Origin of the sequence: Streptomyces sp. NPDC101194 (assembly GCF_044767885.1) — a bacterium.
GTDB lineage: Bacteria > Actinomycetota > Actinomycetes > Streptomycetales > Streptomycetaceae > Streptomyces.
In genome coordinates, this window is the sequence record NZ_JBIWOS010000007.1 from 298,260 (window position 1) to 312,400 (window position 14,141).

At 71.3% G+C, this 14,141-nt stretch carries 14 protein-coding genes; 11 read left to right on the plus strand and 3 right to left on the minus strand.

The genetic code is table 11. The annotated features are described in order from the left end of the window. Nucleotides 1–8: 8 nt before the first annotated feature. The 5 genes from argC to ACIRP2_RS26065 are packed head-to-tail and all read left to right on the plus strand — an operon-like array spanning nucleotide 9 to nucleotide 4,827. Nucleotides 9–1,037: an N-acetyl-gamma-glutamyl-phosphate reductase gene (gene argC, locus ACIRP2_RS26045; protein WP_404254205.1), complete on the plus strand. Its 1,029-nt coding sequence runs from the start codon at nucleotides 9–11 to the stop codon at nucleotides 1,035–1,037. Then, a complete protein-coding gene (gene argJ, locus ACIRP2_RS26050; protein ID WP_404254207.1) occupies nucleotides 1,034–2,188 on the plus strand; it encodes a bifunctional glutamate N-acetyltransferase/amino-acid acetyltransferase ArgJ in 1,155 nt (384 codons plus the stop codon). Before argC ends, argJ begins: the two co-directional genes overlap by 4 nt. Then, nucleotides 2,185–3,087: an acetylglutamate kinase gene (gene argB, locus ACIRP2_RS26055; protein WP_404254209.1), complete on the plus strand. Its 903-nt coding sequence runs from the start codon at nucleotides 2,185–2,187 to the stop codon at nucleotides 3,085–3,087. Before argJ ends, argB begins: the two co-directional genes overlap by 4 nt. Then, nucleotides 3,084–4,280 carry an acetylornithine transaminase gene (locus ACIRP2_RS26060; protein ID WP_404254211.1) on the plus strand — a complete coding sequence of 399 codons (1,197 nt, stop codon included), beginning with the start codon at nucleotides 3,084–3,086 and terminating at the stop codon, nucleotides 4,278–4,280. Before argB ends, ACIRP2_RS26060 begins: the two co-directional genes overlap by 4 nt. A 10-nt stretch (nucleotides 4,281–4,290) precedes the next feature. Then, nucleotides 4,291–4,827 carry an arginine repressor gene (locus ACIRP2_RS26065; protein ID WP_072484461.1) on the plus strand — a complete coding sequence of 179 codons (537 nt, stop codon included), beginning with the start codon at nucleotides 4,291–4,293 and terminating at the stop codon, nucleotides 4,825–4,827. Between the two features lie 22 nt (nucleotides 4,828–4,849). Here ACIRP2_RS26065 and ACIRP2_RS26070 read toward each other — a convergent pair whose 3' ends face one another. Further along, a complete protein-coding gene (locus ACIRP2_RS26070; RefSeq protein WP_404254213.1) occupies nucleotides 4,850–5,551 on the minus strand; it encodes a L,D-transpeptidase family protein in 702 nt (233 codons plus the stop codon). A 56-nt stretch (nucleotides 5,552–5,607) separates the two neighbouring features. Beyond that, entirely contained in the window at nucleotides 5,608–6,207 is a 600-nt protein-coding gene (locus ACIRP2_RS26075) for a pyridoxamine 5'-phosphate oxidase family protein (RefSeq protein ID WP_404254215.1), read from the minus strand. 229 nt (nucleotides 6,208–6,436) lie between these two features. Here ACIRP2_RS26075 and ACIRP2_RS26080 point away from each other — a divergent pair, with 229 nt between their 5' ends. The 4 genes from ACIRP2_RS26080 to ACIRP2_RS26095 all read left to right on the plus strand — a co-directional run bounded on the left by ACIRP2_RS26080 (nucleotide 6,437) and on the right by ACIRP2_RS26095 (nucleotide 11,263). Continuing rightward, on the plus strand, nucleotides 6,437–7,630 hold the full coding sequence (locus ACIRP2_RS26080) for an argininosuccinate synthase (protein ID WP_404254217.1): 1,194 nt from the start codon (nucleotides 6,437–6,439) through the stop codon (nucleotides 7,628–7,630). A gap of 88 nt (nucleotides 7,631–7,718) precedes the next feature. Next, complete coding sequence (gene argH, locus ACIRP2_RS26085) at nucleotides 7,719–9,152, plus strand: argininosuccinate lyase (RefSeq protein ID WP_404254219.1); 1,434 nt, start codon at nucleotides 7,719–7,721, stop codon at nucleotides 9,150–9,152. Nucleotides 9,153–9,265: 113 nt separating this feature from the next. Next, entirely contained in the window at nucleotides 9,266–10,237 is a 972-nt protein-coding gene (locus tag ACIRP2_RS26090; RefSeq protein ID WP_404254221.1) for an aldo/keto reductase, read from the plus strand. Nucleotides 10,238–10,363: 126 nt separating this feature from the next. Continuing rightward, nucleotides 10,364–11,263 carry a sigma-70 family RNA polymerase sigma factor gene (locus tag ACIRP2_RS26095; RefSeq protein ID WP_404254223.1) on the plus strand — a complete coding sequence of 300 codons (900 nt, stop codon included), beginning with the start codon at nucleotides 10,364–10,366 and terminating at the stop codon, nucleotides 11,261–11,263. 26 nt (nucleotides 11,264–11,289) lie between these two features. Here ACIRP2_RS26095 and ACIRP2_RS26100 read toward each other — a convergent pair whose 3' ends face one another. Continuing rightward, on the minus strand, nucleotides 11,290–11,820 hold the full coding sequence (locus ACIRP2_RS26100) for a hypothetical protein (protein ID WP_404254452.1): 531 nt from the start codon (nucleotides 11,818–11,820) through the stop codon (nucleotides 11,290–11,292). 84 nt (nucleotides 11,821–11,904) lie between these two features. Here ACIRP2_RS26100 and ACIRP2_RS26105 point away from each other — a divergent pair, with 84 nt between their 5' ends. After that, nucleotides 11,905–12,456, plus strand: a complete 552-nt coding sequence (locus ACIRP2_RS26105) for a TetR/AcrR family transcriptional regulator (protein WP_404254225.1) — start codon at nucleotides 11,905–11,907, stop codon at nucleotides 12,454–12,456. Further along, nucleotides 12,453–13,997, plus strand: a complete 1,545-nt coding sequence (locus tag ACIRP2_RS26110) for an MFS transporter (protein ID WP_404254227.1) — start codon at nucleotides 12,453–12,455, stop codon at nucleotides 13,995–13,997. The genes ACIRP2_RS26105 and ACIRP2_RS26110 overlap by 4 nt, the downstream gene beginning before the upstream one ends. Nucleotides 13,998–14,141 lie beyond the last annotated feature (144 nt).

Sequence of the window (14,141 nt, forward strand, 5' to 3'; positions counted from 1 at the left end):
GGATTTCGATGGTGGTACGTGCAGCGGTGGCAGGGGCGAGTGGATACGCCGGTGGGGAGCTGCTCCGTCTCCTGCTGGTCCACCCCGAGGTCGAGATCGGGGCCCTCACCGCCAACTCCAACGCGGGACAGAAGCTCGGTGCGCTGCAGCCGCACCTGCGGCCGCTCGCCGACCGGGTGCTTCAGCCGACCACGCCCGAGGTCCTCGCCGGACACGACGTCGTCTTCCTCGCCCTTCCGCACGGGCAGTCCGCCGCCGTCGCCGAGCAGCTCGGCGACCAGGTGCTCGTCGTCGACATGGGAGCCGACTTCCGGCTGAGGGACGCCGCGGACTGGGAGAAGTTCTACGGCTCGCCGCACGCCGGGACCTGGCCCTACGGCCTGCCCGAGCTGCCGGGCGGGCGCGCGGCGCTGGCCGGGTCCAGGCGCATCGCGGTGCCCGGCTGCTATCCGACCGCCGTCTCGCTCGCGCTCTTCCCGGCCTACGCGGCCCAGTTGGCCGAGCCCGAGGCCGTGATCGTCGCCGCTTCGGGCACCTCGGGGGCGGGCAAGGCGGCCAAGCCGCATCTGCTCGGTTCCGAGGTGATGGGCAACATGACCCCGTACGGCGTCGGCGGGGCCCATCGGCACACCCCCGAGATGATCCAGAACCTCAGCGCCGCCGCCGGCGAACCGGTCACGGTCTCCTTCACTCCGACCCTGGCGCCGATGCCCCGCGGCATCCTCGCCACGTGCAGCGCGAAGGCGAAGCCCGGCGTGAGCGCCGAGTCCGTCCGTGACGCGTACGAGAAGGCGTTCGCCGACGAGCCGTTCGTCGACCTGCTCCCGGAGGGGCAGTGGCCCGCCACCGCCGCCGTCGTCGGTTCCAACGCCGTGCAGATCCAGGTCGCGTACGACGAGGCGGCGGGCCGGATCGTCGTCGTCAGCGCCATCGACAACCTCGCCAAGGGCACCGCCGGCGGTGCCCTGCAGAGCATGAACATCGCCCTCGGACTTCCCGAGGACACAGGTCTTTCCACGATCGGAGTCGCACCGTGAGTGTCACGGCAACACAGGGGTTCTCGGCGGCGGGCATCGCCGCGGGAATCAAGGAGAGCGGTAACCCGGACCTCGCCCTCGTGGTCAACAACGGTCCGCGTCGCGCAGCCGCGGGCGTATTCACCTCCAACCGCGTCAAGGCCGCCCCCGTCCTCTGGTCGGAGCAGGTCCTCAAGGGCGGTGAGGTCAGTGCCGTCGTCCTCAACTCCGGCGGCGCCAACGCCTGTACGGGCCCTCAGGGCTTCCAGGACACCCACGCCACCGCCGAGAAGGCCGCCGAGGTCCTCACCGGCCACAGTGCGGGCGAGATCGCGGTCGCCTCGACCGGGCTGATCGGCACCCTGCTCCCGATGGACAAGCTGCTGCCCGGCATCGAGACCGCCGCCGCCGCGCTGAGCGAGCACGGCGGCGAGAAGGCCGCCATCGCGATCAAGACCACCGACACCGTCCACAAGACCGCCGTCGCGGGCGGCGAGGGCTGGACCGTCGGCGGCATGGCCAAGGGCGCGGGCATGCTCGCCCCGGGCCTCGCCACCATGCTCGTCGTCCTCACCACCGACGCCGACGTGGACGCCCCGGCGCTGGATGCCGCGCTGCGCGCCGCCACCCGCACCACCTTCGACCGGGTCGACTCCGACGGCTGCATGTCGACCAACGACACCGTGCTGCTGCTGGCCTCCGGCGCGAGCGGGATCACCCCGGAGCAGGGCGAGTTCGCCGAGGCCGTACGGACCGTCTGCGCCGACCTCGCCCGGCAGCTGATCGGCGATGCCGAGGGTGCCTCCAAGGACATCCGGATCGAGGTCGTCAACGCCGCGACCGAGGACGACGCCGTCGAGGTGGGCCGCTCCATCGCCCGCAACAACCTCCTCAAGTGCGCCATCCACGGCGAGGACCCGAACTGGGGCCGTGTGCTGTCCGCGATCGGTACGACGAAGGCCGCCTTCGAGCCCGACCAGCTCAACGTCGCCATCAACGGCGTGTGGGTCTGCAAGAACGGCAGCGTCGGCGAGGACCGCGACCAGGTCGACATGCGCTACCGGGAAGTGAAGATCACCGCCGACCTCGCGGCGGGCGCCGAGTCGGCCGTCATCTGGGCCAACGACCTCACCGCGGACTACGTCCACGAGAACAGCGCGTACAGCTCATGACCGCGGCGCGGAAGCACACCGCACTCCCGAAGGCGCAGATCCTCATCGAGGCGCTGCCCTGGCTGACCCGGCACAACGGCAAGACCGTGGTCATCAAGTTCGGCGGCAACGCCATGATCGACGAGGAGCTCAAGGCGGCCTTCGCCCAGGACGTCGTCTTCCTGCGACAGGCCGGGCTCAAGCCGGTCGTCGTGCACGGCGGCGGCCCGCAGATCAGTGCCCAGCTCGACAAGCAGGGCCTGGTCAGCGAGTTCAAGGCCGGTCTGCGCGTCACCACGCCCGAGGCGATGGACGTCGTACGGATGGTGCTGGCAGGACAGGTCCAGCGCGAGCTCGTCGGCCTGCTCAACCAGCACGGTCCGCTCGCCGTCGGCCTGACCGGCGAGGACGCCCATACGATCACCGCCACCCGGCACCGGCCGACCATCGACGGCGAACTCGTGGACATCGGCCGGGTGGGCGAGATCACCGCCATCGACACCGGGGCGATCCAGGCGCTGCTGGACGACGGCCGGATCCCGGTCGTCTCCTCCATCGCACGATCGGCCGACGACAACCACGTCTACAACGTCAACGCCGACACCGCGGCGGCGGCGCTCGCCGCCGCGCTCGGCGCCGAGACGCTGATGGTCCTCACCGACGTGGAGGGTCTCTACGAGGACTGGCCCAACAGCGACGACGTGATCAGCCGCCTCACCGCCGGCGAGCTGGAGAAGCTCCTCCCGGAGCTGTCCAGCGGCATGGTGCCGAAGATGCAGGGCTGCCTGCACGCCGTGCGCAACGGCGTCGAGACCGCGCGGGTCCTCGACGGCCGGGTCCAGCACTCGATCCTGCTGGAGATCTTCACCGACGAAGGAATCGGCACGATGGTCGTGCCCGACGCACAGGGGGAGTCATGAGCAACCAGGAGCTCTCGCAGCGCTGGAGCCACGCGCTGATGGACAATTACGGCACCCCCCAGCTGTCCCTCGTCCGTGGCGAGGGCGCCCGTGTGTGGGACGCCGACGGCACCGCGTACCTCGACTTCGTCGGCGGTATCGCGGTGAACGCGCTGGGCCACGCCCACCCCGCCGTCGTCGAGGCCGTCTCCACCCAGATCGCCTCCCTCGGCCATGTCTCCAACCTCTACATCGCGCCGCCGCCCGTCGCCCTCGCCGAACGGCTGCTCCAGCTCTTCGGCCGCGACGGCCGGGTCTTCTTCGCCAACTCGGGCGCCGAGGCCAACGAGGCCGCCTTCAAGATCGGCCGGCTGACCGGACGGACCCACATGGTCGCCACCGACGGCGGCTTCCACGGCCGGACCATGGGCGCGCTCGCGTTGACCGGCCAGCCCAAGAAGCGCGAGCCGTTCCTCCCGCTGCCCGGCGACGTCACGCACGTCCCGTACGGCGACGCGGAAGCCCTGCGGGCGGCCGTGACCACCGACACCGCGCTGGTGATCATCGAGCCCATCCAGGGCGAGAACGGCGTGGTCGTGCCACCTGCGGGGTACCTGGAGGCCGCCCGGGAGATCACCCGGGCCACCGGCACCCTGCTGGTCCTCGACGAGGTGCAGACCGGCGTCGGCCGCTGCGGCCACTGGTTCGAGCACCAGGCCCACCAGGGCGTGGAGCCCGACATCGTCACCCTCGCCAAGGGGCTCGGCGGCGGGCTGCCGCTCGGCGCGACCGTCGCTTTCGGCCCGGCGGCCGAGCTGTTGAAGCCGGGCCAGCACGGCACGACGTTCGGCGGCAACCCGGTCGCCTGCGCCGCCGGACTCGCCGTCCTCGACACCCTGGCGGCCGAGGGCGCCCTGGACCGGGTGAAGCGGCTCGGCGAGAGGATCCGGGAGGGAGTGGAGGGGCTGGGGCACCCTCTGGTCTCCCACGTCAGAGGCTCCGGGCTGCTGCTGGGTATCGTGCTCACCGAGCCCCTCGCGCCTCAGGTGCAGCAGGCGGCTCAGGGAGCCGGAATCCTGGTGAACACGCCCGCCCCCGATGTCCTGCGGCTCATGCCGCCGCTGATCATCGGTGACACCGAGGTGGACGCGTTCCTCCAGGCCCTGCCCGGCGCCCTCGACGCGGCAAAAGGGGACGGACGATCCGGAGAATGAGGCGACGACGATGACCGAGGCGCAGGAAACCGAGTACGGCGGGCCGTCCGTGCCGCAGACCCGCACCGCACGCCACCGCCGGATCGTGGACATCCTGAACCGGCAGCCGGTGCGTTCGCAGAGCCAGCTGGCCAAGCTCCTGGCCGACGACGGGCTGAGCGTCACCCAGGCGACGCTCTCCCGCGACCTGGACGAGCTGGGCGCGGTGAAGATCCGCAACACCGGCGGCGAGCTGATCTACGCGGTGCCGAGCGAGGGTGGTTTCCGTACCCCGCAGGCACCGCTGGGCGGATCCGCGAAGGAGGAGCGCATGCGGCGCCTCTCCGCCGAACTGCTCATCTCGGCGGAGGCCTCGGCCAACCTCGTGGTGCTGCGTACGCCTCCGGGGGCGGCCCAGTTCCTCGCCTCGGCCATCGACCAGGCCGAACTGCACGACATCCTCGGCACCATCGCGGGCGACGACACACTGATGCTGATCAGCCGTGACCCGGCGGGCGGACAGGCGCTCGCCGACCATCTGCTGCGGCTGGCCCAGAACGAGCGCTGAGCCGGCCGGGCTGTCCGCGCCGTCAGTAGCGGGTGATCGCGGTCGGGCCGGACCGGGTCCCGATCGCGATGTGCGGACGGCGGGCGGGGTCCACCCAGTCGAGGATCCGGTCCATCGCGGCCGCCGGTACGGAGACGCAACCGGCGGTCGCGCCACGCCCGTCGACGTGGAGGAAGATCCCGGCGCCGCGTCCCCGCACCGGCCGCTCGTAGTTGAAGCCGATGACGAGCGCGCGGGCGTACTGCGTCGGATGGTCGACCAGATGCTCCGCCTCGGCCGCCCGGCAATCGGCGGGACGCGGCTCCACCCAGCGGTTGTAGGACCGCGCCGCGTTGTCCTCGCACCACCAGGACCGGTCGGTGATCCGGCGGTACGGGTGGACGGTGCCGGGCGGCGCGGCCCCGACCCCGAAGGCGTACGGCAGGTCGTACAGGCCGGTGGGTGTGGTGTCGGTGCCCTGCTTGCGCGACGCCCCCTCGGCGAGGCCCTTCGCTCCGAACCGGGCCGGTGCCGACCCGCCCTTGACCCAGGTTCCCCGGCGCAGATTCCACCAGGTGACGGTGCCCGTGGTGGAGCCCGTGGTCGCGGCCTGTGCCGTGATCAGCTGGGTGCCGCCGCCGGTGTCGGCGAGCCGTGACGGAAGTGTCGGTGCCGCGGCGGGCCGGGCCGCGACCGAGCCGACGACCGCGAGAAGTACCGAACCCGCCACCAGGAGTCTGCGCATGCATGGGACGCTAGACCTTCCGGCGGGACCTCACCCCCGGATCTGCGCCGTACGGCTCAATCCCCTGCCGCGCGCGGCATGACCGGCAGCGGGAGCGGCAGTCCGGGCAGCCCGTCGATGCTCGTCCCGATGTGCTCCTTCTTCTCGAAGTAGGCGCTGAGCGACGCGTCGTCCTCGCGGGCGAAGCGCTGGGCGTGCAGTGGCCGGTCCTCGTCGTAGGACATGAAGGGCACGGCGAATCCGCAGGTGTCCCGGATCAGTTCGGCCCGGACCACGATGACGGCGCGCAGCCCGTGCGGGCCGGGGTCCACCCCGGGGAAGTGGGTGAGCAGCGGGCCGAAGCGCGGATCGTCACGGAAGACCGGCTCGCCGCGGCCGTGCACCCGAACGATGTTGGGCGGTCCCTGGAAGGCGCACCACATCAGCGTGATGCGGCCGTTCTCGCGGAGGTGGGCGACGGTCTCGGCGTTGCTGCCCGCGAAGTCCAGGTAGGCCACGGTCAGCTCGTCGATCACGGCGAAGGAGCCGCTGACTCCCTTGGGGGAGAGGTTGACCGTGCCCTCCTCGTCCAGGGGCGCGGTCGCCGTGAAGAAGATGTGCTGTTCCTCGATGAAGGCCCTGATCCGTCCGTCGATGCGCTCGTACGTTTTTCCCATGGTGGTCATTATCGCCGCCAACTCCGTTGGCGACGGGTCCGTTTCGGCTGATGGAACGCCGACGCGGCCTGTCGCCCGCAGTGGTCGTCGAGGAGCCGCGTGCGCCGCTCGTGGCGGCCCCCACCGCTTCGGCCGGTGCGTGCCGGGTGCCGACCGTCCAGACTTTGACAAAACATACGGAGCACTGCATAGTTATGCCTACAAGCGATTGCGCCGTGAGGAGGAACCCGTGACTGAGCGTGTCGTACTCGCCTACTCGGGCGGCTTGGACACCTCCGTCGCCATCGGCTGGATCGCCGAGGAGACGGGTGCCGAAGTCGTCGCCGTCGCCGTGGACGTCGGCCAGGGCGGCGAGGACCTGGAAGTCGTCCGCGAGCGCGCGCTCGCCTGCGGTGCCGTCGAGGCCGAGATCGCGGACGCCAAGGACGAGTTCGCCGAGGAGTACTGCCTTCCCGCGATCAAGGCCAATGCGCTGTACATGGACCGCTACCCGCTGGTCTCCGCACTCTCCCGGCCGGCCATCGTCAAGCACCTCGTCGCCGCCGCCGGCAAGCACCACGCCGGCACCGTCGCCCACGGCTGCACGGGCAAGGGCAACGACCAGGTCCGCTTCGAGGCCGGCATCTCCGCGCTCGGCCCCGGCCTGAAGTGCATCGCCCCGGTCCGCGACTACGCGATGACCCGGGACAAGGCGATCGCCTTCTGCGAGGAGAAGAACCTCCCGATCGCGACCACCAGGAAGTCCCCGTACTCCATCGACCAGAACGTCTTCGGGCGCGCCGTCGAGACGGGTTTCCTGGAGGACATCTGGAACGCGCCGATCGAGGACATCTACGAGTACACCGAGAACCCCGCCACCCCGCGCGAGGCCGACGAGGTCGTCATCTCCTTCGAGGAGGGGGTGCCCGTGGCCCTCGACGGCGAGCCCGTCACCGTCCTCCAGGCGATCCAGCAGCTCAACCGGCGGGCCGGCGCCCAGGGCATCGGCCGGATCGACATGGTCGAGGACCGGCTCGTCGGCATCAAGTCGCGCGAGGTGTACGAGGCCCCGGGCGCGATCGCGCTGATCACCGCCCACCAGGAGCTGGAGAACGTCACCGTCGAGCGCGAACTGGCCCGCTACAAGCGGCAGGTCGAACAGCGCTGGGGCGAGCTGGTCTACGACGGCCTGTGGTTCTCGCCGCTCAAGCGTGCCCTGGACGGTTTCATCGACGAGGCCGATCAGTACGTCACCGGTGACATCCGCATGACCCTGCACGCGGGCCGCGCCGTCGTCACCGGCCGGAGGTCCGAGCAGTCGCTCTACGACTTCGACCTCGCCACCTACGACTCTGGCGACACGTTCGACCAGTCCAAGGCGCAGGGCTTCATCGAGATCTTCGGCCTCTCGTCGAGGATCGCCGCGAAGCGTGACCTGTCCTGACCTCCACCCGTTACGTCACCGCCTCTCGGGCCCTCCGGGCGGGGAGGCGGTCGCACATCCACCCCCTTGTTCTTCCGAGGAGCACGCAGTGAGCAACGGCAACGGCAGCAGCGACGTACGCCTCTGGGGCGCCCGCTTCGCCGACGGTCCGGCCGAGGCGCTGGCCAGGCTTTCCGCCTCCGTCCACTTCGACTGGCGGCTCGCGCCGTACGACATCGCCGGCTCCCGCGCCCACGCGCGCGTCCTGCACAAGGCGGGCCTGCTCACCGAGGACGAGCTGAACCGGATGATCGCCGGTCTCGACCAGCTCGAAGCCGATGTCGCCGACGGCTCGTTCACCGGGACCGTCGCCGACGAGGACGTGCACACCGCGCTGGAGCGCGGCCTGTTGGAGCGTCTCGGCCCGGACCTCGGCGGCAAGTTGCGGGCCGGCCGGTCCCGCAACGACCAGATCGCCACCCTCTTCCGGATGTACCTGCGCGACCACGCCCGCATCATCGGCGGCCTGATCGCCGAGCTCCAGGGCGCCCTGGTCGGCCTCGCCGAGACGCATCCGGACGTCGCGATGCCCGGCCGTACACATCTGCAGCACGCCCAGCCGGTGCTCTTCGCCCACCACGTCCTGGCCCATGCGCAGTCCCTCTCCCGGGACGCCGAGCGGCTGCGCCAGTGGGACGAGCGGACCGCCGTCTCCCCGTACGGCTCCGGCGCACTGGCCGGATCGTCCCTCGGGCTGGACCCGCAGGCGGTCGCTGCCGACCTCGGCTTCGAGCGCGGCTCCGTCGCCAACTCGATCGACGGCACCGCCTCCCGCGACTTCGTCGCCGAATTCGCCTTCATCACCGCGATGATCGGGGTGAACCTCTCCCGGATCGCGGAGGAGGTCATCATCTGGAACACGAAGGAGTTCTCCTTCGTCACCCTGCACGACGCCTTCTCGACCGGTTCCTCGATCATGCCGCAGAAGAAGAACCCGGACATCGCCGAACTGGCCCGCGGCAAGTCCGGTCGGCTGATCGGCAATCTGACAGGCCTGATGGCCACGCTGAAGGCCCTCCCGCTCGCGTACAACCGTGACCTCCAGGAGGACAAGGAGCCGGTCTTCGACTCCTGCGACCAGCTCGAAGTCCTGCTGCCCGCCTTCACCGGAATGATGGCCACGCTCACCGTCAACCGCGAGCGCATGGAGGAGCTGGCGCCGGCCGGCTTCTCGCTCGCCACCGACGTCGCGGAGTGGCTGGTCAAGCAGGGCGTCCCGTTCCGTGTCGCGCACGAGGTCGCGGGTGCGTGCGTCAAGGAGTGCGAACAGCACGGCATCGAGCTCGACGAGCTGACCGACGAGCAGTTCGCGAAGATCTCCGAGCACCTCACCCCCGAGGTCCGCTCGGTCCTCGATGTGGCCGGCGCGCTCGCGTCCCGCAGCGGCCGCGGCGGGACGGCCCCGTCGGCCGTCGCCGTCCAGCTCGCCGAGGTGAAGGCCGACCTCGCCGTCCAGCAGGCGTGGGCGACCGCGAAGAACTGACGGCCGCCGAGACGGGATCCGGGCGGGGAGCGGCGGTGCGCTCCCCGCCTTCCGGTCCTCCCGGGCCGGGTTACGTTGTCGGGGCAGCGCCCCCGACCCACCAGGAGCCCACGATGCCTTTCGCCCGGCTGGCCACAGCGACGACTCCGACCGCCCACATCGGGCTCGGCCTGGCGGCGGTCGGCAGGCCCGGCTACATCAACCTCCACCGTGACCGCGATCTGCCCGCGGACCGCAGTGTCGAAGCGCTGCGCGAGCGCACCCACGAGCTGTTGGACGCCGCCTACGCGCAGGGGGTCCGCTACTTCGACGCGGCCCGTTCCTACGGCCGTTCGGAGGAATTCCTGGCCGACTGGCTGGCGGCGCGTCCGGAGGTGGACGACGTCGTCGTCGGCAGCAAGTGGGGCTACACCTACACGGCCGACTGGAGCGTCGAGGCCGAGGCGCACGAGGTCAAGGACCACGGCCTCGCCACGTTTCTGCGTCAGCGCGGCGAGACCGACGCGCTGCTCGGCGACCGCCTCGACCTCTACCAGATCCACTCGGTCACCACCGACAGCCCGGCCCTCACCGACAAGGAACTGCACGCGCGGCTCGCCGCACTCGCCGCGGAGGGGGTCAGCGTGGGCCTGTCCACCAGCGGGCCCGCCCAGGCCGACGCCATCCGGGCCGCCCTCGCCGTCACGGTCGACGGGGAGCCGCTCTTCCGTACGGTGCAGGCCACCTACAACGCCCTGGAGACCTCGGCCGGCACCGCGCTCGCCGAGGCCCATGACGCCGGTCTCACCGTGATCGTGAAGGAAGCCATGGCCAACGGCCGGCTCGCCGGAACGGAGGCCCCGGCCGTGGTCCGGGAGACCGCCGCCGAGGCCGGCGTCGGCAGCGACGCGGTCGCGCTGGCGTTCGTACTGCACCAGCCGTGGGCCGGTGTGGTGCTCTCCGGCGCGGCGACCGTCGAGCAGCTCGCCGGCAACCTGCACGCGGCCGTCGTCGACCTCGACGAGGAGCGGCGCGGCCGGCTCGACGCGCTGGTGGAGGAGCCGGAGGCGTACTGGCGGCACCGCGCCGCGCTGCCCTGGAGCTGAGCGGGCCCACCGGGATCCGCGGCCGGTGCGCCGCGCCGACGACGGCGAGGAGGCGCCGAACCCGTGTCACATCGACGCTGTTCCGTTCGTCATCGCAGGGACGGCACACTACGGAGGAATGTGACTGTGGACGGACACGAGATCCTGGCCCGACGCTTCGAGGAGAACCGGACGAAGCTGAAGGCCGTGGCCTACCGGATGCTCGGCTCGACGAGCGAGGCGGAGGACGCCGTCCAGGAAGCCTGGCTCCGGCTCAGCCGCTCCGACGACCGGGCGATCGAGAACCTGGGCGGCTGGCTGACGACGGTCGTCGGGCGGGTGTGTCTGGACATGCTCCGCTCGCGCCGCTCCCGGCGTGAGGAGCCCCTCGACACGGGGGTGCCCGAGACCCACGCCGAGGACCCGGCCCTCGGTGCCGGGCCGGAGGCCGACCCCGAGCAGCAGGCCCTGATGGCCGATTCGGTCGGTCTCGCGCTGCTGGTGGTGCTGGAAACGCTGGACCCCGCCGAGCGGCTCGCCTTCGTCCTGCACGACATGTTCGCCGTGCCCTTCGACGAGATCTCCCGCATCGTGGACCGCACCCCGGCCGCGGCGCGCCAGCTCGCCAGCCGGGCCCGCCGCAGGGTGCAGGGAGCGGACCCGGACCCGGATCCCGATCTCGCCCGCAAGCGCGAGGTCGTCGACGCCTTCCTGGCCGCCGCCCGCGGCGGCGACTTCGAGGCCCTGGTCGCCGTGCTCGCCCCGGACGTGGTGGTGCGCTCCGACAGCGGCGCCGGTGGTGTCGGTGCGCCGTCCCTGGTGCGGGGTGCCGAGGCGGTGGCCCGTCAGGCGATCATGTTCGCGCCGTTCGCCCGGTCTTCGCAGCCGGCCCTGGTCGACGGAGTGCCGGCCGTCATCTCGACGCGGGAGGACCGGCGGTTCTCGGTCATGGTCTTCACGATCGCGCGGGGGAAGGTCGCCGAGATGTCCGTGATCAACGACCCGGCCCGGCTTCCCGGCCTCGATCTCGTCGTCCTCAAGGACTGACCCGGGGCGACGGCGGAGCCACGGGTTCAGCGCCCGTCGCCGCCGCCGCTGCGGCCGGCCGCCCATGCGGCGAGCGCCTCGAAATCGGCCGGCAGCAGTCCGATCCGCGGATCGATCCACAGCAGCAGCGACTCGGCCGCCCCCTGCCCCGAGACCCACTCCCGGTCCTGCTCGGCGATCTCGTCGTCGACCCAGGCGAACGGCCGGCCGGCCGCGTACTCCACGACGTACTGCGTCTTCCAGTACGTGCCGTCCGGCGCGCTGCCGTGCATCGACGGCCAGTCGATGTACGGCAGCGGGGGCAGGCCGAGATGCGGCCCGATCCACTCGTTGGCCTCGTCCTTCCAGGTCGTCGCCCAGACCAGTTCGAAACGGTCGGCGAGCGCCAACAGCGCCCGCCCGTGGTCCGGGTTGAGCAGGACGGGCAGCGGCGGTCCGTAGTCCCATCCCGTCGGCCGCATCAGATGCCGCGCATATCCGTCCGGGATCCGGCGGCGCACGAATGCCGCGTACGGATTGAGCGGGCCGTCGATGTCGATCAGCAGCAGCGGCTTCATGACGACATGGTCCTCCCTCCCCTCGGCGGGAGGCGATGCCTTTTCGGTGAGACATTCATGTCTCATATGGTTTATTGTTGTCTCATGACTCTCGACCGTGAGCAGGTGCTGCGCAGCGCCGCCGCCCTGCTGACCCGCAAATCGACCGCCACCATGGACGAGGTCGCCAGAGCCGCAGGCATCGGGCGCGCCACCCTGCACCGGCACTTCGCCGGTCGGGACGCCCTGGTCAAGGCATTGGAGGACCTGGGCATCCGGGAGTTCGAAGCGGCTCTGGACGCCGCCGTGCTCGACGAGGGCAGCTGCGAGGAGGCCCTGCGCCGACTGGTCGCGGCCATCGAGCCGAGTGCCGGACTCTTCTCCTTCCTCGTCACCGAGAACCAGCTCTTCGAGGGCGACGAGGTGAACGAGGGCTGGGACCGCCTCGATGCCCGGGTCTCCGCCTTCTTCCGGCGGGGCCAGGAGCGCGGCGAACTCCGTATCGACCTCACCCCCGCGTGGCTGACCGAGGCCCTCTACGGGCTCATCTCCACCGGTGCCTGGGCCGTCCAGGCGGGCCGGGTGGCCGGGCAGGATTTCCAGTACATGATCGTCGAGATGCTGCTCGGCGGCGCACGCCGGAGCGTAGAGCGATGAGCCGTCTCGAACAGCACGTGGAAACCACTCATGAGCTGCGTCGCCCTGGGCGGTGGATCGCCCTCGCCGTTCTCGTCCTCGCGGTGCTGCTCGTGGCCGTGGATGCCACGGTTCTCGGTCTCGCCACCCCCTTCCTCACCGAGGACCTCAAGCCGTCCGGCACGCAGCTGCTCTGGATCGGCGACGTCTACTCCTTCGTGATCGCCGGGCTCCTGGTCTCCATGGGCAGCCTCGGCGACCGCATCGGCCGCAAGAAACTGCTGCTGACCGGTGCCATGGCCTTCGGTGCGGTCTCCGTGCTCAACGCGTACGCGAGCAGCCCCGAGATGATGATCCTGGCGCGGGCGCTGCTCGGTGTCGCGGGAGCCACCCTGATGCCGTCCACGCTCGCCCTGATCCGCAACCTCTTCCAGGATCCGCGCGAGCGCAGCCTCGCCATCGGCATCTGGGGAGCCATGGCCTCCGCGGGCGCGGCCGTCGGCCCCGTCGTCGGCGGCTTCCTCCTGGAGCACTTCTGGTGGGGCTCGGTCTTCCTGATCAACCTGCCGGTCATGGCCGTTCTGGTGGTCGTCGGCGTCAAGATGATCCCCGAATCGAAGAACCCGGCACCGGGCCCCTGGGACCTGGTCAGTGTGGCGCTCTCCTTCATCGGCATGATCGGTGTCGTGTACGCGGTCAAGGAGCTGGCCGCACACGGTACGAGCTGGGGGATCGCCGTCGTGGGGCTCGGCGGCCTGGCCGCGCTCTGCTGGTTCGTACGCAGACAGCTCACGCTTCCCGCACCCCTGCTGGACATGCGGCTCTTCCACCACCGGGGCTTCTCGGGCGCGGTTCTCGCCGATCTGCTGACCATCCTCGGCCTGTCCGGGCTGGTCTTCTTCCTCTCCCAGTTCCTGCAACTGGTACAGGGGCGAGGACCGCTGGAGGCCGGGCTCGCCGAACTGCCCGCGGCCGTCGGCGCGGTCACCGCGGGTCTGATCGCGGGCGTGGCGGCCCGCCGCTACTCGGTGCGGTCGGTGGTCTCCGGCGGGCTCGGGGCGATCGGCCTGGCGCTCGCCGCGGTCACCCTGTTCCACCGGGAGACCGCCTATCCGCTGATCGGTGTGGTGCTGCTGGTCGTCGGAGTCGGCGCGGGCTTCGCCTTCACCGTCACCTCCGACGTGATCCTCTCCAGCGTTCCGAAGGAGCAGGCGGGTTCCGCGGGCGCGGTCTCCGAGACGGCGTACGAACTCGGCGCAGCCCTCGGCATCGCCCTGCTCGGCTCCATCGTCACCGGCGTCTACCAGGACTTCGCCACCCCGCAGGGCGTCCCCTCCGCCAACGCCTCGGCGGCCCATGAATCGCTGGGCGGCGCCGTCGAAGCGGCCCACGGCCTTCCGGCGCAGCAGGCGGGCGCGCTGATCTCCGCGGCGCAGGAGTCGTTCGTCGAGGGGTTGCGACTCGCCGCCGGGGTCGGTGCGGCGGTCCTGCTGGCAACGGCCGTCGCGGCCTGGTTCCTGTTGCGCGGTCAGAAGCTGGAGGACGGCATCGCCCACGAGTAGCCCCGGACCGTGAGAGCACCGGGGGCATGGGGGGGGGGGGCGGGGCCCCCCCCCCGGGGGGGGGGGCCCCGCCCCCCCCCCCGGCCCCCCCCCGCCCCCCCCCCCGGGCGGGGGGGGGCCCCACCAGGGGGGAAAACACACCCC